The organism is Nocardia sputorum (assembly GCF_027924405.1).
In the GTDB taxonomy this organism is placed as follows: Bacteria; Actinomycetota; Actinomycetes; order Mycobacteriales; family Mycobacteriaceae; genus Nocardia; species Nocardia sputorum.
This window is the reverse complement of the sequence record NZ_AP026978.1, coordinates 4,210,397-4,234,754: the sequence shown is the minus strand read 5'-3', so window position 1 is coordinate 4,234,754 and position 24,358 is coordinate 4,210,397. Positions and strand designations below refer to the sequence as shown.

At 69.3% G+C, this 24,358-nt stretch carries 25 protein-coding genes; 8 read left to right on the top strand and 17 right to left on the bottom strand.

The features are described 5' to 3' along the window. Positions 1–75: 75 nt before the first annotated feature. The 5 genes from QMG86_RS19060 to QMG86_RS19040 all read right to left on the bottom strand — a co-directional run bounded on the left by QMG86_RS19060 (position 76) and on the right by QMG86_RS19040 (position 5,032). A complete protein-coding gene (locus QMG86_RS19060) occupies positions 76–477 on the bottom strand; it encodes a DUF779 domain-containing protein (RefSeq protein WP_281873746.1) in 402 nt (133 codons plus the stop codon). Beyond that, positions 477–1,994 (bottom strand): acetaldehyde dehydrogenase ExaC, encoded by a 1,518-nt coding sequence (exaC, locus tag QMG86_RS19055; protein ID WP_281873745.1) that lies wholly within the window; start codon positions 1,992–1,994, stop codon positions 477–479. Before exaC ends, QMG86_RS19060 begins: the two co-directional genes overlap by 1 nt. Positions 1,995–2,100: 106 nt before the next feature. Further along, positions 2,101–3,303 carry a helix-turn-helix domain-containing protein gene (locus tag QMG86_RS19050; protein WP_281873744.1) on the bottom strand — a complete coding sequence of 401 codons (1,203 nt, stop codon included), beginning with the start codon at positions 3,301–3,303 and terminating at the stop codon, positions 2,101–2,103. A 245-nt stretch (positions 3,304–3,548) separates the two neighbouring features. Further along, positions 3,549–4,103, bottom strand: coding sequence for a DUF8020 domain-containing protein (locus QMG86_RS19045; protein ID WP_281873743.1), 555 nt, complete (start codon positions 4,101–4,103; stop codon positions 3,549–3,551). 584 nt (positions 4,104–4,687) lie between these two features. Then, entirely contained in the window at positions 4,688–5,032 is a 345-nt protein-coding gene (locus tag QMG86_RS19040) for a hypothetical protein (RefSeq protein ID WP_281873742.1), read from the bottom strand. Between the two features lie 214 nt (positions 5,033–5,246). Between QMG86_RS19040 and QMG86_RS19035 the strand changes: the two genes are divergently transcribed. Both QMG86_RS19035 and QMG86_RS19030 read left to right on the top strand, forming a co-directional pair. Further along, the gene (locus QMG86_RS19035; protein ID WP_281873741.1) at positions 5,247–5,759 is read left to right on the top strand and encodes a mycothiol transferase; all 513 of its coding nucleotides are present in this window, start codon (positions 5,247–5,249) and stop codon (positions 5,757–5,759) included. Between the two features lie 89 nt (positions 5,760–5,848). Next, positions 5,849–7,282, top strand: coding sequence for a metallophosphoesterase (locus QMG86_RS19030; RefSeq protein WP_281873740.1), 1,434 nt, complete (start codon positions 5,849–5,851; stop codon positions 7,280–7,282). Between the two features lie 20 nt (positions 7,283–7,302). On the opposite strand, the gene QMG86_RS19025 is transcribed toward QMG86_RS19030, so the two are convergent. Together QMG86_RS19025 and QMG86_RS19020 are read right to left on the bottom strand one after the other, a co-directional pair. Then, a complete protein-coding gene (locus QMG86_RS19025) occupies positions 7,303–8,766 on the bottom strand; it encodes an AIM24 family protein (protein ID WP_281873739.1) in 1,464 nt (487 codons plus the stop codon). 356 nt (positions 8,767–9,122) lie between these two features. Further along, positions 9,123–9,419, bottom strand: coding sequence for a hypothetical protein (locus QMG86_RS19020; RefSeq protein ID WP_281873738.1), 297 nt, complete (start codon positions 9,417–9,419; stop codon positions 9,123–9,125). Between the two features lie 412 nt (positions 9,420–9,831). Between QMG86_RS19020 and QMG86_RS19015 the strand changes: the two genes are divergently transcribed. Next, a complete protein-coding gene (locus tag QMG86_RS19015; protein ID WP_281873737.1) occupies positions 9,832–10,026 on the top strand; it encodes a hypothetical protein in 195 nt (64 codons plus the stop codon). 97 nt (positions 10,027–10,123) lie between these two features. On the opposite strand, the gene QMG86_RS19010 is transcribed toward QMG86_RS19015, so the two are convergent. The 3 genes from QMG86_RS19010 to QMG86_RS19000 all read right to left on the bottom strand — a co-directional run bounded on the left by QMG86_RS19010 (position 10,124) and on the right by QMG86_RS19000 (position 12,842). After that, positions 10,124–10,828, bottom strand: coding sequence for a DUF6081 family protein (locus QMG86_RS19010; RefSeq protein WP_281873736.1), 705 nt, complete (start codon positions 10,826–10,828; stop codon positions 10,124–10,126). Between the two features lie 8 nt (positions 10,829–10,836). Then, the gene (locus QMG86_RS19005; RefSeq protein WP_281873735.1) at positions 10,837–11,766 is read right to left on the bottom strand and encodes an SAM-dependent methyltransferase; all 930 of its coding nucleotides are present in this window, start codon (positions 11,764–11,766) and stop codon (positions 10,837–10,839) included. A 242-nt stretch (positions 11,767–12,008) separates the two neighbouring features. Then, the gene (locus QMG86_RS19000; protein WP_281873734.1) at positions 12,009–12,842 is read right to left on the bottom strand and encodes an SAM-dependent methyltransferase; all 834 of its coding nucleotides are present in this window, start codon (positions 12,840–12,842) and stop codon (positions 12,009–12,011) included. 255 nt (positions 12,843–13,097) lie between these two features. On the opposite strand from QMG86_RS19000, the gene QMG86_RS18995 reads away from it, so the two are divergent. Continuing rightward, the gene (locus QMG86_RS18995) at positions 13,098–13,994 is read left to right on the top strand and encodes a Sco1979 family transcriptional regulator (RefSeq protein ID WP_281873733.1); all 897 of its coding nucleotides are present in this window, start codon (positions 13,098–13,100) and stop codon (positions 13,992–13,994) included. Positions 13,995–14,609: 615 nt separating this feature from the next. Here QMG86_RS18995 and QMG86_RS18990 read toward each other — a convergent pair. Together QMG86_RS18990 and QMG86_RS18985 are read right to left on the bottom strand one after the other, a co-directional pair. Then, positions 14,610–15,359 (bottom strand): LGFP repeat-containing protein, encoded by a 750-nt coding sequence (locus QMG86_RS18990; RefSeq protein WP_281873732.1) that lies wholly within the window; start codon positions 15,357–15,359, stop codon positions 14,610–14,612. A 463-nt stretch (positions 15,360–15,822) separates the two neighbouring features. Continuing rightward, the gene (locus tag QMG86_RS18985) at positions 15,823–16,704 is read right to left on the bottom strand and encodes a LysR family transcriptional regulator ArgP (protein ID WP_281873731.1); all 882 of its coding nucleotides are present in this window, start codon (positions 16,702–16,704) and stop codon (positions 15,823–15,825) included. Positions 16,705–16,778: 74 nt separating this feature from the next. Here QMG86_RS18985 and QMG86_RS18980 point away from each other — a divergent pair, with 74 nt between their 5' ends. Further along, the gene (locus QMG86_RS18980; RefSeq protein ID WP_281873730.1) at positions 16,779–17,402 is read left to right on the top strand and encodes a LysE/ArgO family amino acid transporter; all 624 of its coding nucleotides are present in this window, start codon (positions 16,779–16,781) and stop codon (positions 17,400–17,402) included. A gap of 9 nt (positions 17,403–17,411) precedes the next feature. On the opposite strand, the gene QMG86_RS18975 is transcribed toward QMG86_RS18980, so the two are convergent. Then, a complete protein-coding gene (locus tag QMG86_RS18975) occupies positions 17,412–18,218 on the bottom strand; it encodes an LLM class flavin-dependent oxidoreductase (protein WP_281873729.1) in 807 nt (268 codons plus the stop codon). Positions 18,219–18,427: 209 nt separating this feature from the next. Beyond that, positions 18,428–19,015, bottom strand: a complete 588-nt coding sequence (locus QMG86_RS18970) for a TetR/AcrR family transcriptional regulator (RefSeq protein WP_281873728.1) — start codon at positions 19,013–19,015, stop codon at positions 18,428–18,430. 66 nt (positions 19,016–19,081) lie between these two features. On the opposite strand from QMG86_RS18970, the gene QMG86_RS18965 reads away from it, so the two are divergent. Together QMG86_RS18965 and curA are read left to right on the top strand one after the other, a co-directional pair. After that, positions 19,082–19,855, top strand: a complete 774-nt coding sequence (locus QMG86_RS18965) for an SDR family NAD(P)-dependent oxidoreductase (RefSeq protein WP_281873727.1) — start codon at positions 19,082–19,084, stop codon at positions 19,853–19,855. A gap of 59 nt (positions 19,856–19,914) precedes the next feature. After that, positions 19,915–20,931: an NADPH-dependent curcumin/dihydrocurcumin reductase gene (gene curA / locus QMG86_RS18960; RefSeq protein ID WP_281873726.1), complete on the top strand. Its 1,017-nt coding sequence runs from the start codon at positions 19,915–19,917 to the stop codon at positions 20,929–20,931. Here curA and QMG86_RS18955 read toward each other — a convergent pair whose 3' ends face one another. The 3 genes from QMG86_RS18955 to QMG86_RS18945 form a co-directional block, all read right to left on the bottom strand. Then, entirely contained in the window at positions 20,932–21,285 is a 354-nt protein-coding gene (locus tag QMG86_RS18955; RefSeq protein WP_281873725.1) for a hypothetical protein, read from the bottom strand. Positions 21,286–21,353: 68 nt separating this feature from the next. After that, positions 21,354–22,181 carry an SAM-dependent methyltransferase gene (locus QMG86_RS18950; RefSeq protein WP_281873724.1) on the bottom strand — a complete coding sequence of 276 codons (828 nt, stop codon included), beginning with the start codon at positions 22,179–22,181 and terminating at the stop codon, positions 21,354–21,356. Positions 22,182–22,330: 149 nt separating this feature from the next. Beyond that, positions 22,331–23,080: an IclR family transcriptional regulator gene (locus QMG86_RS18945; RefSeq protein ID WP_281873723.1), complete on the bottom strand. Its 750-nt coding sequence runs from the start codon at positions 23,078–23,080 to the stop codon at positions 22,331–22,333. 243 nt (positions 23,081–23,323) lie between these two features. Here QMG86_RS18945 and QMG86_RS18940 point away from each other — a divergent pair, with 243 nt between their 5' ends. Then, entirely contained in the window at positions 23,324–24,358 is a 1,035-nt protein-coding gene (locus QMG86_RS18940) for an NrtA/SsuA/CpmA family ABC transporter substrate-binding protein (RefSeq protein ID WP_281873722.1), read from the top strand.

The following is a 24,358-nucleotide window of genomic DNA, read 5'->3' as shown; positions in this document are numbered from 1 at the left end:
GCATGGAATTTTTTTCGTCACCGAATCGGGAAAGGGCTGCGCACCGGTGCTCCGGTGCGCAGCCCATGCTCCGGGTCAGTGGGACAGCTCCGCCCCCGTGGGTGGCGGTTCGGCATCGAGGACGGCGAGTTCCTGGTCGGTGAGCAGTCGCGACCGGATCAGGAACCGCACTCCTTCGGGCGCTTCCAGAGAGAATCCGCTGCCCCGGCCCGGCACCACGTCGACGGTGAGGTGGGTGTGGCGCCAGTACTCGTATTGGTCGGCGCTCATCCAGAACGGCGTGTCCGCCGCGGGATGCCCCAGCAGCACGTCCGAGGCGCCCACCCGGAATTCGCCGCGCGGATAACACATCGGCGAGCTGCCGTCGCAGCAGCCACCGGACTGATGGAACATGACCGGACCGTGCTGTTCGATCAGCCTGCGCAGCAGTTCTTCCGCGGGCCCGGTGAACTCGACGCGCTGGACCGGATCCGGCATCAGAAGAATCCGAGCTTGTCCGGCGAGTAGCTGACGAGCAGGTTCTTCGTCTGCTGGTAGTGGTCGAGCATCATGCGGTGGTTCTCGCGTCCGATGCCGGACTTCTTGTAGCCGCCGAAGGCCGCGTGCGCGGGGTAGGCGTGGTAGCAGTTGGTCCACACCCGCCCCGCCTTGATCTGGCGGCCCAGGCGATAGGCGGCGTTGATGTCGCGGGTCCACACGCCGGCGCCGAGCCCGTAGAGGGTGTCGTTGGCGATCTTCAGCGCCTCGTCGACGGAGTCGAACGTGGTCACCGACACCACCGGTCCGAAGATCTCCTCCTGGAAGATGCGCATGTCGTTGCGGCCGGAGAAGATCGTCGGCTCGACGTAGAAGCCGCCGGGGAACTCGTCGACCTTGCGCGGGCCGCCGCCGGTGAGCACCTCGGCGCCTTCCTGGCGGCCGATATCGATGTAGGACAGGATTTTCTCGAACTGGTCGTTGCTGGCCTGCGCGCCGATCATGGTGGCCTCGTCGAGCGGGTTGCCGCTGCGGATGGCTTTGGTCCGTTCGACGCACCGGGCGATGAACTCGTCGTAGATGGAGGAATGGATCAACGCGCGGGACGGACAGGTGCACACCTCGCCCTGGTTGAGCGCGAACATCACGAAGCCCTCCACCGCCTTGTCGAGGAAGGCGTCGTCGGCGGCCATCACGTCGGGCAGGAAGATGTTCGGGCTCTTGCCGCCCAGCTCGAGCGTCACCGGGATGATGTTCTCGCTGGCGTACTGCATGATCAGCCTGCCGGTGGTGGTCTCGCCGGTGAAGGCGACCTTGGCCACGCGCGGGCTGGCCGCCAGCGGCTTGCCCGCCTCGACGCCGAAGCCGTTGACCACGTTGAGCACACCCGCGGGCAGCAGATCGGCGATGAGTTCGACGACCTTCAGGATCGAGGCCGGGGTCTGCTCGGCGGGCTTGAGCACCACCGCGTTTCCCGCGGCGAGGGCGGGCGCGAGCTTCCATGCGGCCATCAGGATCGGGAAGTTCCAGGGGATGATCTGCCCGACGACGCCGAGTGGTTCGTGGAAGTGATAGGCGATGGTGTCGGCATCGATCTCGCTGATGCCGCCTTCCTGGGCGCGGACCGCCCCGGCGAAATAGCGGAAGTGATCGACGGCCAGCGGCAGGTCGGCGGCCAGCGTCTCGCGGACCGGCTTGCCGTTCTCCCAGGTCTCGGCCACCGCCAGTGCCTCGAGGTTGTCCTCGATCCGGTCGGCGATCTTGTTGAGGATGTTGGCGCGCTCGGTGGTCGATGTGGCGCCCCACGCGTCGGCCGCCCGGTGCGCGGCGTCCAAGGCCAGCTCGATGTCGGCGGCGGAGGACCGCGCCACCTCGCAGAAGGTCTGGCCGTCCACCGGGGAGGGATTCTCGAAATAGCGGCCTTCGACCGGGGCGGTCCACGCACCGCCGATGAAGTTGTCGTAGCGCGTGGCGAATTCGACGACGCTGCCCTCGGTTCCCGGCTTCGCGTAGCTCATGGCGGGTGACTCCTCGCTGGTTGCGGACCTGATGCACACGGCGCGACGGCCGTGATGCGGGTCACTATGCCGGGCGAGGGTTGACGAAACGTTGAGGCGCGCGCGCTCAGTCACGCAGCGCGGCGTGCAGCCGCGCGGCCGCGAGCGCACGCCGACCGTCGCCCGCGGGGAGCAGGCCCAGCGCGTGTTCGTGCACCTCGACGTCGTGCGGCGCACGCTCGCCGTAGCGCAGCGCGTGCTCGACGTTCCCGCCGGCCAGCACCGCGGTGCGCACGCCGACCTCCAGATACTCGCGCCATTGCACGATCCCCGGCGTATCCGAGTCCGGCAGCAGTGGCCCGCGATACAACTCGACGGCCGTGGCGGTGTCGCCCGCTTCGAGCGCCGCGAGCACGTCCACGGCGTCGCAGGACAGCGGGCTCACCAGCTGATAGACCCGGCTGGTGATGTCGCCGCCGGTGGCGCGCCGCAGGTAGGACATCTCCGATTTGAGCGTGCTCGCGCCGACCGGCCGGTCGCCGTACACCGCGAAATGCAGGCGTTCGTGGGTGAATCCCTCGGGCTCGAGTGCCAGCAGCGTCAGGATCTCGAGTTGTCTGGGGCGCAGCCGCACGGGCGCGCCGTCGCGGACGAGGCGGGCGGCGCCGAGGCAGGTCAGCCGGACTCCCGGCGCGGTCATGCGGTGCTGCAGCTTGGTTTCGATGGCGGTGACCAGCGTGCGTGCGGTGGACATGGCCAGCGGGTGCGCGCGGTCCCAGGTGGTGGACAGGTCGAGCACGCCCAGTTGGCGGCCGTTCGCGGCGCGGATCGGGGCGCAGTAACAGACCCAGCCGTGCAGAGCCGCGACCAAGTGTTCGGCGGAGAACACGGTGTGCGGCCGTTCGGTGCGCAACGCCAGCGACAGCGCGTTGGTGCCCATGTGCGCCTCGTCCCAGCGGCCGCCCGGCGCGAAGTTCACCTGTTCGGCGCGGCGCCGCATGACCGGACCGCCGTGCGACCACAGGATGGTGCCGGTCTCGTCGGTGATCGCCGCGACGTAGCCCGCGCCTTCGGTGATGTCGCGCAATTGATCGGTCAGCTCTGAAACCGGGGTGCGCAAGGGGGATTCGGCCCAGCGGGCGGCCACGTCGGCTTCGGCGAGAGGCGCGTGCTCGCAGGCCGGGTCGACGGTGCGCAGCGACCGCAGCCACGATTGCGCCACCTCGCTGCGCAGCGCGGAATCACCCTGCGGTGTCCCGGCGGGTATCCATCGGGACCACTCTTGTTCCAGTGCAGCGCGTCGCTGCGAGAGGGAACTACGCTGTGCCATCTCGCGGATCCTGTGTCTTCGCTCCGATCGTCTTCGTGCCCTCTCATCATGCCCCAGCGCACGGCCGGGCATTCCGTTTCGGCGTGCGCGCTACGGGCCTGGACGAATCGGCCGAAGACGGTCGGATCGCCGCGTCCGTCGCGGCCGCGAGGCGTAGGAAGCGTGTACCTGCCCGGAAGCAACGGCCGTGCGACCGGCGAGCGGTGTGCGGTCGTCTCGCGGCGGCCGCACACCGCCCCGGCCGATTACGGCGTGGAGAACCCGATCAGCGCCCCGATGCCCGCGCCGATCGGAATGGTGACCAGCGCGCCGACCCCGCCGAGGAAGAAGCCGATCACGGCGCCGATCCCCGCGCCGATGAGCGCGCCGATACCGGCGTTGTACTGCTTGCGCGCGAGCGTGTCGTCCTCGCCGACGAACTGGTTCAGGCGCTCGGTCGCGGCGGGCGAGCCCACCGGCGTCACCGTGAGGGTGCGTCCGGAATCGGAGATGGCCGGCGCCAGCCCGTGCGCCGCGCCGGAGGCCTGGAACGCCAGGGGCAGGGTCGCGACGACCTGTCCCGCTTCGTTGCGCAGCTCGACCGCCGTCGCGTCGGTCGTCAACGCGAAGCTGCCCGCGTCCAGGGTGGTGACCACCCCGGTGCCGTCGGCGGCGGGAGCCGAGGTGAAACCGAGTCCCTGCTCGACGCCGTGCACGCTGACCTGCGCGGGTGCCGCGGGCTGGGCGTGCGCGACGCCCGTCGCTATTCCGGTGGCCCCGACCGCGAGCAGGGCGGTTGCGGCGAATCTGTTGACTCTCATCGTATTTCCCCACTTAGTCGTGTCGGCCACGAGTGCCGACGGATCCCCAAGATGCCGGTTGTCGGCCCCACCCATTCTGGCCGCAGCGCTTTCTCGAAGCAATCGTTCTGCGAATTTCACGGAAAATAGCGCTGCGGACATGGCTGAATTGCGCACTCGCAGCGGTAGTTTCGTTGTCCGATTCCAGCGGATTGCGGAATGTGTGCTGAATTGCGTTAGCTGATCCCGGAATTAGACCGGCAGTGCGCACGGAATTATCCAAATTGCCAGGACGGCGGTACGAATCGGCGCGTCTTCGATAGACCAGCGCTGTGGGGACGCTGAGAGCGCCCCGGCTCGATTCGGGCGGAGGGCGCTCGGCTCTCCTGCTGGGGGTCGCTTTGCGCGGGAAGGTGATCAGCGACCGCTGTGGGGTTGCGGCACTCGTGACGGGGGTCGGTTCCGGTTCCTACCTCGGTACCGGAACCCGCCAGAAGCCAGGTGATTCCGGGATCGCCCCGCGTGTGGGCGCAACCGCGATCGCGTGCCGGAACGATCGCGCGGAGCCGGAGATCACCTGGCGGACTGTGCGAGAACCTTTCTGGTCAGAACGCGCTTCCGGTGCCGGGCAGCAGCCAGGCGATGCCCGGCCAGGCGCCGAACGGGCCGCCCCAGTAGCCGAACGGACTACCCCAGTAGCCGTAGCCGCCCCAGCCGCCGTAGCCGCCCCAGCCGCCGTAACCGTGGCGGCCCCACCCGCCGTGGCGGTGCCAGCCGCCGTGGATCTCCTCTGCCTGGCTCGTCTGAGTGACGGCAGGCTGCTGGGCCACCGCAGGAGCGGCGACCGCGGGCGCGGCGACCGCGGCGACGGGCGTCAGTGCGAGTGCGGCGATCATCGCCAGGCGGACAACCGCCTGCCGGGCGCGGCCGGTGTCGGCGTCGTGCATCATCGGTACTTCCTCACTTCGGTACGTCTTCGTCCGGTCGGTGACCGATTCGATGGCCATCGACCAATCTCACCGATGCATATCGTACCGTTGAATAACGGCACATTCAATGTGGTTCGATCGTGCGAGATTTCTCCGGTCGGCACGTCGCCGCTCGTGCCGGGCAGGCGTGCTCGGTAGCGTCTGGGCAGCGGACCATTCGAAAAGGAGTCGACCGATGGCTACCAGTGCCGATGTGCTGACCGACGCCTACGAGCGGATCAAGGAGGTGGTGCACGAAGCCGTCGACGGGCTGGGGGAGGACGCCCTCGCCCACCGGGTCGATCCGGGCGCCAACTCGATCGCCTGGCTGATCTGGCACTTGACCCGCGTGCAGGACGATCACATCGCGGATGTGGCCGGCCTCGAGCAGGTCTGGACCGCGCAGGGCTGGTACGAGCGCTTCGGCCTGCCGCTCGACAAAGGGGCGACCGGTTACGGTGACCGCCCCGCCGATGTGGCGGTCGTCCAGGCCTCGGCCGAGTTGCTCGCGGGGTACTACGACGCGGTGCACGACCAGACGCTGCGCTTCGTCCGGGCACTGCGGGACGGCGACCTGGACCGCGTCGTCGACACCCGATGGGACCCACCGGTGACGCTGGGTGTGCGGCTGGTCAGCGTGATCTCCGACGATCTGCAGCACGCGGGTCAAGCCGCGTTTCTGCGCGGCGTGCTGGAACGGACGGAATAACCGGCCGCGGGAAGTCCGTATCCCGTGCGCGGCCTGCGCCGTGACGTAAGTTGATGCGGCGCAAGCCGAATGTTCACAGAGAGTGCCGCGTGGTCGTGAAAATTGTTTTGATCGGTGTCGCCGTGCTCGTTCTCGTGGGAGTCGTCGTGCTCACGGTGGTCGGCGCCCACTGGTATGTCTGGCGGCGACTCGTGCGGGACACGACCGCGGCGGGAACACGCGCGCGACGGGTCGGCACCGCCACCATGCTGGCGGGTCCGTTGCTGCTGTTGGGGACGACGGTGGCGGAGCTGGCGTCGGCGCCGTTCGCGGTGGTCCGGATCATCGCCTGGCCCGGCTATCTGTGGGGCGCGCTGTTCGTGTACCTCCTGCTGGCGCTGGCGATCGGCGAGCCGATCCGGATCCTGGCGCTGCGCAGGTCGGTTCGGGGCCGAGCGGTACGGCAGCCGGACTCTCGTGCGGATATCGGTTTCCCCTCGGAGTCTGCCCTCGAAAGTGCTGTCGTCCAGGAGTCTCGCGTGGGAAGCGGTTCCGGGGCGGAGCCTGCCGTCGAAAGCGAGGGCGTGCAGGAGGCCCCCAGAGGAGACAGGTCCGGGCCGGAGTCGCCGGCGGGAGGCGGTTCCGCGGCGGAGTCCCGGGCGGGGACCGGGTTCACACCCGAGAGCTCGCCGGATACGGCCGCGTCCTCGCCCGCTCGGCTACCGCGTCGCGTCTTCGTCTCGCGGGTGATCGGCGGCGCGGCTGTCGCCGCCGCGGCGACTACCGTCGGCGTCGGCGCTCACGGAGTCCTGAACGGACCCAGTGTCAAGCGCGTCGCGGTGCCGCTGGCGAAGCTGCCGCGCGGGGCCGACGGATTCCGTATCGCGGTGGTCAGCGACGTGCATCTCGGCCCGATCCTGGGACGCGGTTTCGCGGAGCGCGTGGTGGCGACCGTCAACGACACCGGGCCAGACCTCATCGCGGTCGTCGGTGATCTGGTGGACGGCAGCGTGGAGCATCTCCGCTCGGCCGTCGAGCCGCTGGCCGGGCTGCGCGCCCGCTACGGCGCGTTCTTCGTGACCGGCAACCACGAGTACTTCTCCGGCGCCGAGCAGTGGGTGCAGCACGTCCAGGAACTCGGCATGCACCTACTCGCGAACGCGCGCACCGAACTGCCCGGATTCGATCTCGCGGGCGTCAACGACGTGCAGGGCGAACGAACCGGGCAGGGCCCGGACTTCGGCAAGGCGCTCGGTGACCGCGACCGCGCCCGCGCCGCCGTGCTGCTGGCGCACCAGCCCGTGCTGATCGATGACGCGGTCGCGCACGGCGTCGACCTGCAGCTGTCCGGCCACACCCACGGCGGCCAGCTCTGGCCCGGCAATTACCTTGCGGGCCTGGCGAATCCGACCGTCGCCGGGTTGGAGCGGTACGGCGACACCCAGTTGTACGTCTCCCGGGGGGCCGGGGCGTGGGGTCCGCCGGTGCGGGTGGGCGCACCGTCGGACATCACCGTCGTGGAACTCGTCTCGCTCCAGGCGTGACCGCGCCGGTCGCCGTCACCTCACCCGAACAAACCGCCCAGCACGCCACCGCTCTGGCCGGCTTCCTGTCCGCCGCCGGTGCCTCCGACGAACCCGCCGGGCGGCAGCTCCGACGGCTGCACGATGACGAAACCGCGTCCGGAGAACGACAGCGTCATGCCCTCGCCGGTGCTGCGGCCCATCAGCCGGCCGAGTCCGAACGAATCGTTGCGCTTGATGCCGGTCTGCAGGCTCGACGACCACGCGACCGCCGCCTGCGGGTCGGCATAGGTGGGCTGGTCGACATTGAGTACCACCGGCGTGCCGTGCGTGGTGATGGCGATGCGGCCGCGGCCGGTGAAGACGCAGTTGAACAATCCGGCGTTGCTGGCGAAGCCGGCGGCTCCCTGCACCATCCGGATGTCGTAACGCAAGGTGGAATCGAAGGCCAGTACGTTGGCGCCGTTGATGGTGAGGCCGTCGGTGCCGTCCAAGTCGATCGTGTGCACGTCGGCGGCGCCGTTGGCGACGAACAGGTCGCCGTGCCCGGACACCTTCATCAGCGGCACGCCCTCGCCGGTCAACCGCTGCTGGATCGCCCGGCCGATCCCGCCCGCACCGAGCGCCTGGAAATGCAGATCGCCCTGGTAGGCGACCATCGATCCGGCGCGGGCCATGACCTCGCCGCTGACGGCCACCTTGATCATCTTGCCGCCCTGCTTCTGGATGCCCGCGCCGGTGACTTCGGCGTGGCTGGGGGCGAACAGATCGCTCTGCATCGGCAGTGCTCCTTGCTGAGGTGAGGGCATCGGTGGTGGCGGCACCGCGGCGGGCTGCGCGGAATAGGCCGGTTGCGGTGGGTAGGAAGGCGGGGGCGCGGACTGGTACGCCGGTGGCGGAGCCGATGGGTACGCCTGGGGTGGTTGATGTGCCGGCGGGGGAGCTGGTGGGTACGCCGGAGGCGGTTGATGTGCCGGTGGCGGAGCCGGAGCGGGCGGCGGGGACGGCTCGTCATCGATGTTCACGCCGAAAGCCGTTGCGATGCCGGCCAGTCCGTTGTCGTACCCCTGACCGACCGCACGCACCTTCCATCCGCCGCCGCGACGGTAGATCTCCACGCACACCACGGCGGTCTCGGTGCTCAGGCCCGTCATCGGGAAGGCCAGCGTGCCGGAGGATGCGGCGATGGTCGCGCGCAGCGAACCCGCGGCCGCGAAGGTGGGCGGGCCGTTGCCGTCCAGGCTCGCGGTGACGACGACGCGGTCCACGTCGCCCGGCAGCGCCGTGGTCTGGATGTCCACCACATCGCCCGCGCCCTGGCCGTGCCGGTAGGTGACGCCGGGGGCGACCGGTTGATTGAAGAAGACGAAGTCGGCGTCGGAGCGCACCCGCCCCGCCGCGTTCAGCAACAGCGCCGATACGTCGACGGGAGCCGAGCAGGTGACGGTCACCGTCAGCCGATCGCCGGGCGCGGGGCGGTTCTCACCGCGGGCGAGGTCGGTCACGGCAGGCCGTCCGATCCGCGGCGGCGTCGTCGGGTTGACATGCGATTCACGGGCTCCAGTGTGTCGTGTGCCCGCAACCCGCGCCACAGGCGTACCGGGTCCACGCAGTCACCAGGGGCTTCGTGCCGTGATCGCCGGGCTGGGAGGCGCATCATCCCCATACCCGATCACGTCGGTGACGGTGCCTCTGTCGCGGCAGGCGCCGCCGGTCCGATACCGCGACTCTGCCGCTCCTCGGCGATGCCGGCGACGAACTGGCGATGCGGCGCGGCGGCCTCGCATCCGTCCGGGGCGGCGAGGCACCACAACGCGGGTGAGCCCGGCCGGGTCGACCGGGCTTTCGTCGCGGATCCGGATCAGAGCACTTCGGCGTACATGGTGCCGTCGAGGATGCCGAATTCGACCTGCCCGGGGAACAGCGGCAGGGCGCCGGTGGCGTGCTTGCTGTGATTGAGCGCGATGGTTTCGGTGGCCCATCGGTGCAACGGCTCGGGTAGCCGCAGGATCCGATGGTCGGTGCAGCGAACGTACGGGTAGGTGATCTCGCCCGGCTGGGCGAGCGGGTTGTGGATGTCGAGCGCGGCGATGTCCAGGACCAGTCCGGTCTGCTTGGCGGAGGCGACGGTCGGTGGCTGCAGTTCGATGTCGTCCATGACCGAAGACGGTAGCTCGAAGGATGCCGGATGCGGGTGATTCCGCGCGAATGTCCCTACGATTTCACCGGAAATGGGGGACGGCGAGGTTCATCGAATCGGGTGAACCCCACCGCTACCACCAGCGATCGCGGTCGGCTTGGGCATGCCGGTGCCGCGCTGGAAGTCCCGGAGCCACCGGGACGGTGCTGAGCCTATGCGACGCTGAGGGTTCGCGGGGGAGTTTCCGTCGAATCGGTCGGCGCTGCCGCCGGGGCCGGATCCGATGCCGACCCGTCGGTAACCCGCGCCGGGATGTCCGATTTCCAGTGCCGCGCCGTACTATGCCTGCGGCGTGAAAGAAGCTGTGCGCGTTGAGTATCCGGCACGGCTGTGTGCTGTTCGGTTTTTTCCTTCAGGAGGGTGGAAGTCGTTGCTCTATGTAGTCATCGCGGCCATTGTCATCGCACTGCTGGCCCTGTCGGCCGTGGCGATGGTGTGGGATCCGCGCCGTCGTACCGAGTTGGACGAGTACGACTACGAGTACGGCATGGACGGAGATGACGCCGCGCCGGACGAGTACGCGCGCTCGCGCAGCGTCGAGTGGCCGCGCAAGGAGAGCGTCTGACCGGCGCGAACCGGCCGCCCGCGGGCGGTGAACGAACCGGATGCCCAGCCGAATGCGGCTGGGCATCGGTGTTTTCGACGGCTTTCGCCGCGCTCGGTCACACCACGGTGAAGTTGCGCCACGCCGCGTGCAGGCCCTGCCCGCGCAGCGACGTGCTGCGCCCGTCTTCGATCGGATGCAGGGTGATGATGCCGAAACCGATCTGCACCGTCTCCGGCAGTTGTGGCGCACTGGTGGTGTATACCGGTGCGTCGTCGACGTACCAGCCCGCGGTGCCCGCGGCCCGGTCGATGGTGACGCTGTAACGGTGGAACTCGCCCGGCTTGATGCCCACCCCGGCCAGCGGCGCGTGCACCACGTGCGTGAACGCCTCCGCCGCGGGGACGACGCCCGGCACGAACAACCGTTCGTGGATCGCGTACGCGTGCTTACTCGTCGCGATCAGGTCGAAGACCTGCGCGCTGCTCATGTCGAGGACGTTGAACGCGGCGAAGCCGTCCCGGTAGTCCTCGCCGGTGGCGCCGATGTTCTCCGCCGCCATCTCCACCGCGAAAGTCCGTGGCCCACCGGTGAGATCGAACGTCTCGGTCGACACCAGCAGATGCTTCGGGTTGTCCAGGATCTGGACCTCGGCGTGCGACCGGGTGAAGGCGTCGATCCGGACCGACACGGCGCCCTCGCCGACCTCGGTGCGGGCGGCCGGGTCGGCGTAGCGCCAGGTCTGGTCCGGGCCGAGCGGGACTTCCAGGAAGCGCCACCGATCTGCGCGCAGATCGGGGCCGTTCAGGTCGTCGTAGGTCATCGCGGGAGTCACCTTTCAGCCGTGTCGCGCACGGCGGATTCCGGGAGGCCGGGCTCGGTCGCCCGGCGGCGCAGGGGGGTCACGACGCCGTTCGACGATCCGGACTTGTAGCCGACGCCGCCGAGCAGCAGGCGCTCCTCGGTCAGCCGCGGACGGAGCGCGGGCCCCATCGGCCACCAGTCGTCGAGTTCGACCAGCCCCGGCTCGATCAGGTCCAGATCACCGAAGTACGAGGCGATCTGCTCGCGAGTGCGGTACCAGCCCGAACCCAGACCCATCTCGGTGAAACGCCGTTGCAGCTCGATGGCCATCTCGTGCGCCTCGCCGCCGTCGGCGGGATCGTAGAAATGCGTGATCGCGACGTAGGACCCGGCCGGGAGCGCATCGATGTACCGGCGCATGATCCCGGCCGGATCGAGGTCGTCGTCGACGTGGTGCAGGATGCCGCACAGGATCAGCGCCAGCGGGCGGGTGAGATCGAGGTGCGGGGTGACCTCCGAGTGAGCCAGCAGAGTGTCGGGCTCGGTCAGGTCCGCGGGCACGAAATGCGTGTACGCGTTGCGCTCGAGCAGGACGCGGCCGTGGATGTTGCACACCGGGTCGTTGTCGACGTACACCACGCGCGCGTGGGGATTCTGCTGTTGCGCGATCTCGTGGGTGTTGCCGACGGTCGGCAGTCCGGCGCCGATATCGAGGAACTGGTCGATGCCGGCGGTACCGGCCAGGTAGCGCACCACGCGATGCAGCCAGCGGCGATTCATCCGGGCCACATCACTCTGCCGCGGCGCGACTTCGGCGACCTTGTCGCGCACGTAGCGATCGACCTCGTAATTGTCCTTGCCACCGAGGGTGGCGTCGTAGACTCGGGCGATGCTCGCGCGTGTCGTGTCCACGCCTACCGGCGCGCGGACACCGGTCTGGGGAGCGGGATCGGACATGGAGACCTCTCTCTAGTTTCCGTCGCCTGGCTCACCAGCCTAGAGACCGCCGAATCGGCGAGCAATCCGTGCGGATGCGTTCGGCCAGTGCTGTTTTCGTGGATCCAGCGCGGGTGTGCTCGGCCAGGGCCGAGCATGGGGACCGGGCGGTGTTCACGGGGGGATCACGGGCGTCTCGGATGTCCTGATCGGTGATCTGCACTTCGTTCGAGGTCATGTCGGGCTCCGTGGTGGAAGAGGTCTCATGCTTTGCGGCCGACGCCGCCGAGGATGAGACGTTCGTCGGGCCACGGCGTGCGCAGCGCGGGGCCGCCGGGCCACCATTCGTGCAGCTCGACCAATCCCGGTGGAACCATGTCCAGCCCGTCGAAGAACGATTGGATCTCCGCGCGGGTGCGCCACCGCCCGGTGCCGAGGCCCTCGTCGTGCAGTGCCCGCTCGGCCAGTCTGGCCAGCGCGTGCAGGTGTTCGTTCTCGTCGGCCGGATCGTAGAAGTGGCTGATCATCACGTAGGACCCCGGCGCGAGCCGGTCGATGTACCGCCGCATGATGCCCGCGGGGTCCTGCTCGTCGTCGACGTGATGCAAGGTGCCGCACTGCATCAGCAACACCGGCCGGGTCAGATCGAGATAGTGGTTGACGGCGGGGTCGTCCAGCACCTCGGCGGGCCGGGTGAGGTCCAGGTCGAGGAAGTGGGTGCGTTCGTTGGCTTCGAGCAGTTCCCGTCCGCGTGCGACGCACACCGGGTCGTTGTCCACGTACACCACCGCGACCTCGGCGCCGAGTTCCTGGGCGATCTCGTGGGTGTTCTTCCGCGTGGGCAGGCCGCTGCCCAGATCGAGGACCTGGTCGACGCCCGCCGACCGGGTGACGTACCGGACCGCGCGCTCGAGCCAGCGCCGGTTTGCGGCGCCGACGTCGTCCTGATGCGGCACCGCCTTCTTCAGGTGCTGGTACACCTGCCGGTCGGACTCGAACCAGTCCGTCCCGCCGAGGGCATAGTCGTACACGCGTGCGATGCTGGGTACGTCCGGATCCACACCCGCTAGTCGGGTCGATGCCTCTGCCGACGTCATGGCGCTCCTCCTCCGCATGGCCACCGTCGGGGGCGACTCTACGCACAGCCGCCCGGCCGCGCTCGGGAATGCGGTCGAGATATTGCGTTGGCGCTCTTGCGAATCCATACTTGCGCGCGCGATTCGCGGCACGCGTCCGCGTCGGGGCCGGTGTCGAGGTACGGCCGAGTAGGATCTTCAGCCGACGTTTCAGACAGCTGTGATGGTGGAGGCACTGGGCCCCGCGGTCTCACCCCCGATCGGCCGGAGGCAGGCATGACCAACGACGAGGACAGTGGCGACAACGCGGAATTCCCTGCGGCGGAACGCGGTCCGACCGTCCTGCGGATCGCGCTGGGCAGCCGGTTGCGTCAGCTGCGCGAGGGCTGCGGGATCAGCAGGGAGGCCGCGGGCGACGCCATTCGGGGATCGCACGCCAAGATCAGCCGGTTGGAACTGGGCCGGACCGGGTTCAAGGAACGCGATCTGCACGACCTGCTGAATCTCTATAGCGTTGTCGACCCCGCTGAACGGGAAACGTACTTCGAATTGGCTCGCCGGGCCAACGACCCGGGCTGGTGGCAGCACTACAGCGATCTGCTTCCGGCATGGTTCGAGACCTACATCGGTCTCGAGCAGGCGGCCACCACCATCCGCACCTACGAGGCGCAGTTCGTCCCTGGTCTGCTGCAGACCGCCGATTACGCGCGCGCGGTGATCCAGCTGGGCAACACCGACGAGACCGAACGCCGCGTCGCCATCCGGATGCGCCGCCAGCGGATCCTCTACCGTGCCGCCGCTCCTACGCTGTGGGCGGTCATCGATGAGAACGCGCTGCGCAGACCGGTCGGCGGGATGGTGGTCCTGCGCGAGCAGATCGAGCATCTGGCGGCGATGGCCGACCGGCCCAGCATCAGGATCCAAGTCCTGCCGTACGCGGCGGGCGGGCACTCCGCCGCGGGCGGCCCGTTCAGCATCCTTCGTTTCCCGGAACCCGAGCTGCCCGACATCGTCTACACCGAACAGCTCGCCAGCTCGCTGTACTTCGACAAGCAGCGCGATGTCGAGCTGTACATGTCGGTCATGAACCGGCTCAGCGTGGAGGCGCTGTCGCCGGCCGACAGCGTGGATTTCCTGCACGATCTACTCACCGAGATGCACCCGGGAGAATAGGACGCGTCCGGGCGGCGAAGTGCGGTGCCCGTACTCGACGGGCGTGCCCATCTTTCCGTGCGAAGAGTTTGCCGAACAGGTGGCACGCCACCGTATCGGCGGTGTCGCCCGCTGCGGGGGCGGACCTGCCGCGGAGCGGGCGGGAACCGGACGGCCGGCTCGATCGAGGTCCGGCTCGAAGCCTGCGAATCGAATCTGCTTTGCGAGTCGTGAAAGTCGTTGGCAGCACGAATAACTCGGCAAAACGCACGGCCCATTAGGTAACAGTTCTATATCGCAGAGCAGTGGCCGATGCGCATTTGTTACCAACTGGCGCTCGGTCACCTCGATTTTCGAGGTTTTCACGACCGGTGGCGCCAATGCACATGCACACGCGCATGTACGTACCGATGGACGATCACCGATGCGACGGGGCGGCTGTGATGTGGCAGGATCCCTGTCGAGGTCGGGGTCTGAGGATCGACTCGGGCACAGGCTGGTTCGGCCGCGGCGGCCCCAACGCGAGTTGGGGTCGCCGGCGGAGCCGTCACACACCGCGACGATATCCGGATTGCCGAAAGTTCACGGTGTCGGTCGATTCGGGTGCAGCGCGTGCGGCGGCGATCGGTGGTCCGGCTACGGGGACCAGGTGATGCGGCCCCCCTCGAAGTCCTGGGCTTTGCCGTTCTCGAAGTCGTATTCGTCGCTGGTGGGATAGCCGTAGCGTCCGGCTTCGCCCGCCGCGGCTTCCCAGGACTCCCGGATGGAGCCCCAGACGACGTGGGCGCCGGTGCGCGAAGACCAGTAGATGGCTCCGCCGCCGAAGAGGTTGTAACGCCCGTTGCCCGCGCGGCCCGCCGATTCGTCGGTGATGGGGAACCCCAGCGGGCTGCTCTCCCAGCCGTAGGAGCCCCACTTGTCGCGGATCACGCCACTGATCTGATGCGCGGCGGTGCCGACGGACCAGTAGATCGAACCGTTCTGGAAGACGCTGTAGCTGCCCGGTTTCGACGGTGTCGCCCCTTCCCGCGCCACGGGGTAGCCGAGTGCGCCGCCCTCGTAACCGAGGTCGCCCCATTTGTCGCGGATCGCGCCGCCGACTTGGTGGGCGCCGGTGTCGGGGTGCCAGTAGATGGAGGAGCCGCGCTCGAACGCTTGGTAGCGGCCACCGCGGGCGGCGGGGGACTCGGGCGTGACGGGGTCGCCGAAGAACCCCGGTCCACCGGCCTGGTCGTACTCGGCTTCGATCTGCCCGCCGACGTCGTAGGGGCCGATCGGGCGTGCGGCCGCATCGGGTCCGATGCCGGTGAGCAGGGTGCCGAGTGCGGCCGCGATGGCGAATGCCCCGCGGGTGCGCGAGCGGTTCGGGCGACGGTGCCGTGCCAAAGTGAACTCCTGTGCATCTCGGGTGGGTGCGGGATGGAGCTGAAGCTGTGGTCGGCCTGCGAAGATCAAATTACCTCCCCTCGTCCCGATGCGGAGGGATACGAGGTACCCGGATGTCCTGATGTCGTGCGATGCGCTGTCCGCGGACAGCGCCCGGGGCCATCGTCGGCGCACGGGTCGGTATGGGCCGAAGCATCTTCGCGGGACTGCACCGCGCCTTCGCAGTCTCGGAGCCGAATCGTTCGGCAACGCGCGGCAGCGAATCGCCGCGTCGGATGCGCCGCGTGAGACGGGTTGCGGAGAGTGGCCCATCCAACTCGCTCGATGCTCCGAACAAACAGGCGGTGCTACCGTGCCCACGGTCGCACCTTCTCGGATACGGCGCCGCCGGGTCAGGGTGCTCACACCACTGGCCCGGCGGAGTCACGAACCGGAATGTGCTGCGGCGCAAGGCGCCTCGTGTTCAGCGCAGCACGTCCGCCGCCTCGGCCGCGATGGTGGCGGCGACGGCGCCGAGGGCGGGGGAGTCCAGCCGCCACTGCTGCCAGTACAGCGGGACGTCGATGACGGCGCGGGGATCGATGCAGACCAAACGGCCGGTCGCTTGGTCCTCGCGGGTCTGTAGGTCGGGCAGCATGCCCCAGCCGAGCCCCAGCCGGACCGCCTCGGCGAATCCCGTGGAGGACGGTACGTAATGGCGCGGCGGATCCAGCGGTTTCCGACTGCGTCTGCGCAACAGGCGATCCTGTAGGTCGTCCTTGCGGTCGAACAGCACGACCGGAGCGGCGGCGTAGGCTTTCGCGGTCGCGCCGTCGGCGAACCAGGTGGCGGCGAACTCCGGACTGGCCATCGGCCGGTAGCGGATCGCGCCGAGCCGCTCGACCTTGCAGCCCTGCACCGGTTGCGCGGTCGAGGTGATCGCCGCCATCACGGTGCCGTCGCGCAGCAGGCGCGTGGTGTGTTCCTCGTCCTCGCGGTGGATCTCGAAGCACACGCCGCGCGGCGCGCGGCCGAGAGCGGGCAGCACCCACGTCTCCAGCGAGTCGGCGTTGACCGCGATCGGCACCCGGATCGGACCGTAGGCGGCCTCGCCGCCGAGTTCGCGCGCGGCGTCCCCCGACAGCAGCTGGATCTGCCTGGCCAAACGGAGCACGGCCAGCCCGGATTCGGTGGCGCGCACCGGCTTCGTACGTTGCACGAGGATCCGGCCCGCGGCGTCTTCCAGCGCCTTGATGCGCTGGCTGACCGCCGACGCCGTCACGCTCAAGCGCCGCGCCGCGGCGTCGAAAGTGCCCTCGGTGATCACGGCGTCGAGTGCGCGAAGCTGGTCGAGTTGCAGATCCATATCAAGAAACTCTAATGATACTTAAGAATCTTTAGCTTGCCTGGGTATGATCCGCGCCCTTAGCGTCGCTGGACGTGAGCGTTTCCTCCGCGGCGCTGGCCGCCGCCTCGGGTTTGGGCTTCGGTTTGTCGCTGATCGTGGCGATCGGCGCGCAGAACGCGTTCGTGCTGCGTCAAGGGATCAGCGGCAGGCATGTGCCCGCGGTCGTGGCGGTGTGCGCGGTGTCCGACATCGTGCTGATCGCGGCCGGGGTCGGCGGCTTCGGCGTGGTTGTCGAGTCGGCTCCCGCGGTGCTCGTGGTGGCCCGCTACGCGGGCGCGGCATTTCTGATCGGCTACGCGGTCCTGGCGGTCCGGCGGGCGTTCGGCGCCGCGGCGCTGCGCACCGAAGCGGGGCGGGCAACCGCGGCGCTCGGCGCGACGGTGGCAACCTCCCTGGCATTGACCTGGCTCAATCCGCACGTCTACCTGGACACCGTGGTGTTGCTGGGTTCCTTCGCCAGCACCTATGCGAGCCCGGATCGCTGGTTTCTCGGCGCGGGGGCGATGCTGGCCAGCGTGCTCTGGTTCACCGTTCTCGGCTTCGGTGCGCGCCTGCTCGGTCCGCTGTTCACCCGTCCACGGGCTTGGCGGGTGCTGGATTCGGCGATCGCGGCGGTGCTGCTCGGCCTCGGAGTGGGACTGTTGTGCGGCGGATGAGCACCGCGATCAGAGCTGCGCCTTGATCTTCGCGGCGAACTCGTAGCCCGCCTCCCACTGCGGCCCGGATGGGGCGAGGACGACGCGCGCCGCGCCGGCCTCGGCGTAGGCGGCCAGCTGCTCGGCCGCCTGGCCGGGATCGGCCGCCAGCGCGGGCGCCACGACCGTCACGGTGAGCGGCGGTCGTCCGTATTCCTCGGCGAGCGAAGCCAATTCGTCCACCCTGGCGCCGATCCGGTGCGGCTCGAGTCCGATGGCGACCCAGCCGTCGGCGAAGGCGGCGGCACGGCGCCGCGCCCGTTCGCCGTCGCCCGCGACCAGCACTGGCGGCATGGTCGCACCGGGTGCCAGGGTGACCTCGGTGCCGTCCGCGAGGGTGGCGGGCCGCCCGGTGACCAGGTCCGGCAGTACGCGCAGCGCCTCGTCCGTGCGACGGCCGCGCTCGGCGAAAGACGCACCGGCCGCGCGCCAACCGACATCCCCGTGTGCGGGGTTGCCGGTGCCGACACCGAGGATCAGCCGGTCGCCGGAGACGTACTGCAGTGTGGCGATCTGCTTCGCGGCCAAGGCGACCGGCCGCAACGCCAGCAGCAGCACGCCGTACCCGATGCGGATCCGGTCGGTCGCGGCGGCGGCGGTGGCCAGCACCACGGTGCTGTCCAGGATCGGCGCGCTGGCGACGAGATGGTCGGTGGACCACACCGAGTCGAGACCGCTCTGCTCGGCGAGGCGGGCGGCGGCGCGCACGTCACCCAGGATGGGCTGCGCGGGATCGGGCGTCGAAGTGGGCAGGATGATGCCGATGTCCAAGGTCATGGTTCCGACGCTACGAATCCGCGGCGTCCGCGCCAATGTCCCGCTCGCTCGAGTCGATGTTCCGTACGCTCGTCGCGAAGGTGTTCTCGGATAGCGGTTTCCGTCACTCGGCACGAATGGCCGACGGTCGGCGCCGAATCGCGCGCGACCGCGGCGTGTAGTTCCACCGGCGGTCGCCTGCGCGCGGGCGTGGCAAGCGTGTCGCGGGATCAGGCCGGCTGGCGGGGCAGCAGTGCCTCGACCAGCGAGCGGGCCCGAGCGGCCGGGCCGGTCGGGCCGAACGCCTGTGTCGTCGCGTAGACGCCTTCCATCACCAGCATCAGCTGGTCGGCGAGTGCCTGCGGATCATCCATCGGCGCGGTGGCCGCGAACTCATCGGCCAGTGCGCCGAGCTGCGCCCGCACCCAGTGCTTCATCGCGACAGCGCGCCGGTGACCGAGCGCGTCGTGGTCGGGCAATTCCCCGAGTGCGATGAGGAAGGGGCAGCCGCGGCAGGAGTCGGGGCGCACCTGTTCGGCCAGCGCGTCGAACAGGGCGAGGATGCGCTCGCGTGACCCGTTCCCGGCCGCCGCCGCGCGGAACCACTCCCGGTACCGGTGGTCCTCTCGCTCGAGATACGCGGCGACCAGATCGTCCTTGGAGCCGAAGATGCGGTAGAGGGTGGGCGGTGCGACGTTCGCCTCGGCGGCGACGCGGTCCACGCCGGTCGCGCGGATTCCGTGCTGATAGAACAGCTCCCGCGCGACGGCGAGGATGTGCTCCTTGGTGTCCGCGGCGGCGCGGCGTTTCGATCCCACGGGAATACCGTAGCGCGCTCCAGCGATGTTAGGGAACGTTACATAACAACAATGCGGGAGTACAGAATGACCGACTTGAACGGAAAGACCGCCCTGGTGACCGGCGCCTCGCGGGGGATAGGCCGGGCCATCGCCGAGCGTTTGGCCGCCGACGGCGCCGAAGTCGCCGTGCATTACGGCACGAACGTGGAGGCGGCGGAAGCCACGGTGTCGGCGATCCGGCGCGCGGGCGGCCGGGCGTTTCCGGTGCGCGCCGAACTGGGCGTCGACGGGGACGTCGACCAACTGTTCGGCGAACTCACCGCAGGACTCGGTGACCGGCCGCTGGACATCCTGGTCAACAACGCCGCGATCATCGCCTACGACGCAACGGTCGAGCAGGCCACGCCCGAGCACTTCGACCGGTTGTTCGCGGTCAACGTGCGGGCGCCGTTGTTCATCGTCCAGCGGGCGTTGCCGTTGCTGCGCGACGGCGGACGCATCGTTAACATCTCCTCCGGCGTCACCTGGTTCGCCACGCCGGAGGTCGTCTACGGCATGACCAAGGGCGCGCTCAACGTGCTCGGCCGATCACTGGCCAACACCCTGGGACCGCGCGGGATCACGGTGAACACGGTCTCGCCCGGCATCACCGACACCGACATGAATTCCTGGCTGCACACCAACGACGGCGCGATCTCCGGTGTGGCGGACATGACCGCGCTCGAGCGCGTCGGCCGCGGCTCGGATATCGCCGACGCGGTGGCCTTCTTCGCCTCCGAGGACGGACGCTGGGTCACCGGTCAGACCCTGGAGGTGAACGGCGGCCTGTTCCTCGGGCCGAAATCGCCGTCCTGGTGATCGCCGGACACGGGCGGGTGCGGGCGTCCGGCGCCCGCACCCGCGGCTAGGGTGGGCGCATGGTCGAGTCGACGCGAATCGTGCTTGCTTCCCGGCCGGTGGGTGCTCCCACCCCCGACAATTTCCGGACCGAGACCGCGGAACTCCCCGCTCCGGCCGAGGGCGACGTGCTGTTGCGCACCCTGTACCTGTCGCTGGACCCGTACATGCGCGGCCGGATGAGCACGGCCGAGTCCTACGCCGATCCGGTGGAGATCGGCGGGGTGATGGTCGGCGGCACCGTCGCCGAGGTGCTCGAATCCCGGGACCCGTCGGTCGCGAAAGGCGATGTGGTCCTGGCCTATTCGGGGTGGCAGACCCATGACGTCACCCCGGCGCGCGGGGTCCGCAAGCTCGACACGGGCAATGCTCCGGTCTCCACCGCGCTGGGGGTGCTCGGCATGCCCGGTTTCACCGCCTACGCGGGACTGCGCAAGATCGGCAAACCGCAGCCGGGCGAGACGCTGGTGGTCGCCGCGGCCACCGGGCCGGTCGGCTCGGCCGTCGGCCAGATCGCGAAGATCGGCGGCACGCGCACGGTGGGCATCGCGGGCGGCCCGCGCAAGGTCGCCTATCTGAACGAACTCGGCTTCGACGTCGCGCTCGACCACCGCGCCCCCGATTTCGCCGACCAGCTGGCGGCGGCGGTTCCCGACGGCATCGACGTCTACTTCGAGAACGTCGGCGGCGCGGTGGCCGACGCGGTCTTCCCGCTGCTGAACTCCTACGCGCGCGTGCCCGTCTGCGGGCTGATCGCCAACTACAACGCGACCGGCGCCCCGGACGGCCCCGACCGGCTGCCCGCCTTCTACGGCCGCATCCTGACCAAGAGCCTCACCGTGCGCGGCTTCATCCAGACCGAATTCGTCCGCGAGCTCTACCCGGAGTTCCTGCGCGAGATGGGGGAGTGGGTCGCCGACGGTCGGGTGCGCTATCTCGAGGACGTCGTGTCCGGCTTGGCCGCCGCGCCCGAGGCGTTCATCGGCATGTTGGAGGGCCGCAATTTCGGCAAGGTGGTCGTGCGGGTCGCCGACTGATCAACCGGCGGCCGCGCCGCCGCCGATGCCCAGGTAGATGACCATCAGGACGAACAGGAACCAGCCTGCGCCCTGCCAGATGGGCCAGGTCCGGCCCCGGCGCCACTGCACGTAGGTCTCGACGAAGGCGCCGATGCCGCCGATCAGCAGCACCACCGCCGGACCGAGCACCACGGCGAGCTGCGCGGCGCTGTCGCACAGCAACCGGTCCGCGTCCGCGCACTCCCGCTGCGCGGCCCACAGCACGCTCAGCAGGAAGACCAGCCCGGCGGTGGCGAGCACGGAGGCGACGTAGGTCGCCGCGCGGCGGAATCCACGCGGATCGCGCCAGCGCTTCTCGACGTCTTCGACCATGTGTCCACCACCTCGCCGTCCGCCGGTTCCCCAACGTGATTGCCGAACGACGTCGGCTCAAACGCCCCTCAGGGTTTGCGCCCGACGCCGGCCCAGTACCAGGCGGAGCGTTCCTGGGCCGGGGTCGCGTCCGCGTCCGGACGCCAAGCGTCGACCGGAACGACACCCGGCTCGACGAGTTCGGTTCCGGCGAAGAAGGATTCGGTCTCCGCACGGCTGCGGGCGCGGAACGCGATCCCGGCCTGCCGGGCGGCGGCCACCGCGCGCGCCGTGGCCCGGGCGTCGAAATCTTCCGTGAAATGGGTGAGCACCAGATAACTGCCGGACGGCGCCGCGTCCAGCAGCCGGCCGATGACACCTCGCGGATCCTCGCTGTCGTCGAAGAACATCATGACCGCGACCAGCAGGATCGCGATGGGCTGTTGCGGGTCGAAGGTGTCGGCCAGTGCCGGCGCGTCCAGGATGGCGTGCGGATCCCGCAGATCGGCGTCGAGGAAGTCGATTCTGCCCTGCGGGGTGCTCGCCATCAGGGCCCGGGCATGGGCGAGCACGAGCGGGTCGTTGTCGACGTAGACCACGCGCGCGGCCGGATCGATCCGCTGGGCCACTTCGTGCGTGTTGCCCGCGGCGGGGAGGCCGGTGCCGATGTCGAGGAACTGGACGATGCCCGCGTCGCGGGCGAGATGCCGCACCGCCCGGCCGAGGAACGCGCGATTGGCGCGGGCCATGTCGCGGATGGCGGGGATGTGCATGGCGACGGTGTCGCCGAGCGCGCGATCGGCGGGGTAGTTGTCCTTGCCGCCGAGCCAGTAGTCGTAGACCCGCGCTTCGTGCGCGAGGCTGGTGTCGAGCTTGCTGGAGACCCCGGCGCGCGCCCGCGCCTGACCGTTCGGCATGCGACTCCCTTCCCCGGTAACGCCGGCCGTCACCGGCGTGGGCTGCTGTCGCCCCCGAATGAGGACCCGCCCTGTGCATTACGCGTCAAGAATAGGGTGGCGTATTCGCGCCTGGGGCCTTTCGACCGGATCGTCCCTTTTCCGGACAGCTACTCCGCAGCGGCGAACCTGGCCGCGATCTCCTGCGCGGTGACCTTCGCGAGTTCGACGAAGAACGGCACGCGTTCGGGGATCATCAGCGTCGTGGGGCCGCGCAGGCCGAGCGCGAACCGGCACCGGCCTGCCGGATCCAGGATGGGCAGGCCGATGGTGCGGAAACCGGGATCGAGTTCCTCGTCGTTGTAGGCGTATCCGCGCTCGCGCGTGATCACCAGTTCGGTGCGCAGCTCGCCGGGCCCGGACACCGAGCGCTCGGTGCCCTCGTCGTAGGGGAGTTCGCGCAGCTGCTCATCGGTGGTCTCGGACCAGGCGAGCAGGGCCTTGCCGAGCGCGCTGGCGTGCAACGGCAGTCGCACGCCCTGCAGTGCGTGCCCGTCGGTCTCCCGCCACCGGCTGGTGCCGAGCAGGACGGCGTGGATGCCGTGGCGGGTGGCGACCGAGCAGCTGGCCCCGGTGGTGCCCGCGAGCTGTTCCAGACAAGGCTCGGCGAGGTAGATCCGGTGCTGGCGGTAGGCGATCTGCCCCCACTCCGCCAATGCCCCGCCCATGCTGTACCGGCTGGATTCGGCGTTCTTCTCCAGGAACCCCGCCTGCACGAGCGTGGCCAGCAGCCGGTGGGTGGTGCTGACCGCGAGACCCTGCTGTCGCGCCACCTCCGAGACGCCGCGCTCCCGGCCGTCGCGGAAGCAGTCCAAGACCGACAGGGCGCGGGTGACGGTCTGCACGCCGGAGGGTTCCACGACTGTGACGGTAACACAGCGGTGTGGGCCATAAGGTTTGGACTTTCCAATATGCGGAAAATGATGCGGACAGTGACTTTGTCCTTCAAGGCTGGAGGCTGTTGATCGCGCATCGAAGTCGCACAGTACGGCGAACTCGATATGTCAAGCTTTCCGATCTACGGAAAGCATTACCTCGTGACGCCGCGCCGCCGTCCCTACTCTCCGAGGGCATTGATCGACAACGGACAAGGAGTCCTCACGATGTGGCGGCAAGCCCTCATGCGCATCGCGCTAGCGATCGTTCCCCTCGTCGCACTCGTCGCCGCGTGTGGTTCGGACACCGGCGGCGACACCGGCGCGGGCGCCTCCTTCGTGCTGAAGGTCGCCGACCCGGGGAACTCCGGTCCGCTGGCGGTCGGCAAGCGCGACGGCACCTTCGACGCGGCGCTGGCGCCGCTCGGCGCGAAGATCGAGTGGGTCACCATCACCCCCGGCTTCAGCTCCAACCTGAAGTTGTTCAACACCAAGGAACTCGACGTCTCCGGCGCGGCGTTCAGCCCCGTGGTAGGCGCGCTGTCCAAGGACGTCGGTGTGCGGATCGTCGCGGTGCAGGATCCGGCGGGCAAGGATCAGAGCGGCATCATCGTCACCCCGGAATCGGGCGTGCACTCGGTGGCCGACCTGGCCGGTAAGCGCGTCGCGGTGAATCCCGCCGCCAAGGGCGAGTACATCCTGCTGAAAGCGCTGGCGCAGGCGGGCGTCCCGGCCGACAAGGTGACCCGGGTGCCGCTCCAGCAGAAGGACGCCGCCTCGGCGTTCGCCACCGGCAAGGTGGACGGCTGGGCGTCGTTCCTGGTGCCCTACCAGGAGGCGAAGGCCAACGGCGGCGTCGAGATCGCCACCGAGAAGAGCATCGGCTCCAACGACAACACGGTCGTCGTGTTCCGCACCGAGGTGCTCGAAAAGCGCCCGGACGTGGCGGCGAAGTACCTCGACGTGCTGCAGGATCTCACGGCGAAGCAGCGCGCCGACCCCACCGACTTCGAGAACGTCTTCGAGAAGACCGGCCCGCGCGCACTGTCGGGCGCGCGACTCGCCGACGCCTACCGGGTGGGCGGCGAGGCCACGGTGCCGCACCTGCCGAACGAGGCGGACGCCACCGCCCTGGCCGACGTGGTGAACACCTTCTTCGACAACGGCGTCATCACCCGCAAGATCACCGCCGCCGACATCTTCTACGACTTGAAGTCCCGGCTGACGCCCGAGCAGCTGGCCTCGCTCCAGGCGGGCAGCTGA

Bases quoted from the DNA above. Each gene is read 5' to 3' on its own strand.
- QMG86_RS19020 (WP_281873738.1), bottom strand. From the start codon at position 9,419: ATGGACGACATCGAACTGCAGCCACCGACCGTCGCCTCCGCCAAGCAG.
- curA (WP_281873726.1), top strand. From the start codon at position 19,915: ATGGTCGAGTCGACGCGAATCGTGCTTGCTTCCCGGCCGGTGGGTGCT.
- QMG86_RS19000 (WP_281873734.1), bottom strand. From the start codon at position 12,842: ATGACGTCGGCAGAGGCATCGACCCGACTAGCGGGTGTGGATCCGGAC.
- QMG86_RS19060 (WP_281873746.1), bottom strand. From the start codon at position 477: ATGCCGGATCCGGTCCAGCGCGTCGAGTTCACCGGGCCCGCGGAAGAA.
- QMG86_RS18940 (WP_281873722.1), top strand. From the start codon at position 23,324: ATGTGGCGGCAAGCCCTCATGCGCATCGCGCTAGCGATCGTTCCCCTC.
- QMG86_RS19040 (WP_281873742.1), bottom strand. From the start codon at position 5,032: ATGATGCACGACGCCGACACCGGCCGCGCCCGGCAGGCGGTTGTCCGC.
- QMG86_RS18975 (WP_281873729.1), bottom strand. From the start codon at position 18,218: ATGACCTTGGACATCGGCATCATCCTGCCCACTTCGACGCCCGATCCC.
- exaC (WP_281873745.1), bottom strand. From the start codon at position 1,994: ATGAGCTACGCGAAGCCGGGAACCGAGGGCAGCGTCGTCGAATTCGCC.
- QMG86_RS18985 (WP_281873731.1), bottom strand. From the start codon at position 16,704: ATGGATCTGCAACTCGACCAGCTTCGCGCACTCGACGCCGTGATCACC.
- QMG86_RS19005 (WP_281873735.1), bottom strand. From the start codon at position 11,766: ATGTCCGATCCCGCTCCCCAGACCGGTGTCCGCGCGCCGGTAGGCGTG.
- QMG86_RS19045 (WP_281873743.1), bottom strand. From the start codon at position 4,103: ATGAGAGTCAACAGATTCGCCGCAACCGCCCTGCTCGCGGTCGGGGCC.
- QMG86_RS18955 (WP_281873725.1), bottom strand. From the start codon at position 21,285: ATGGTCGAAGACGTCGAGAAGCGCTGGCGCGATCCGCGTGGATTCCGC.
- QMG86_RS19035 (WP_281873741.1), top strand. From the start codon at position 5,247: ATGGCTACCAGTGCCGATGTGCTGACCGACGCCTACGAGCGGATCAAG.
- QMG86_RS18965 (WP_281873727.1), top strand. From the start codon at position 19,082: ATGACCGACTTGAACGGAAAGACCGCCCTGGTGACCGGCGCCTCGCGG.
- QMG86_RS18995 (WP_281873733.1), top strand. From the start codon at position 13,098: ATGACCAACGACGAGGACAGTGGCGACAACGCGGAATTCCCTGCGGCG.
- QMG86_RS19010 (WP_281873736.1), bottom strand. From the start codon at position 10,828: ATGACCTACGACGACCTGAACGGCCCCGATCTGCGCGCAGATCGGTGG.
- QMG86_RS19050 (WP_281873744.1), bottom strand. From the start codon at position 3,303: ATGGCACAGCGTAGTTCCCTCTCGCAGCGACGCGCTGCACTGGAACAA.
- QMG86_RS18950 (WP_281873724.1), bottom strand. From the start codon at position 22,181: ATGCCGAACGGTCAGGCGCGGGCGCGCGCCGGGGTCTCCAGCAAGCTC.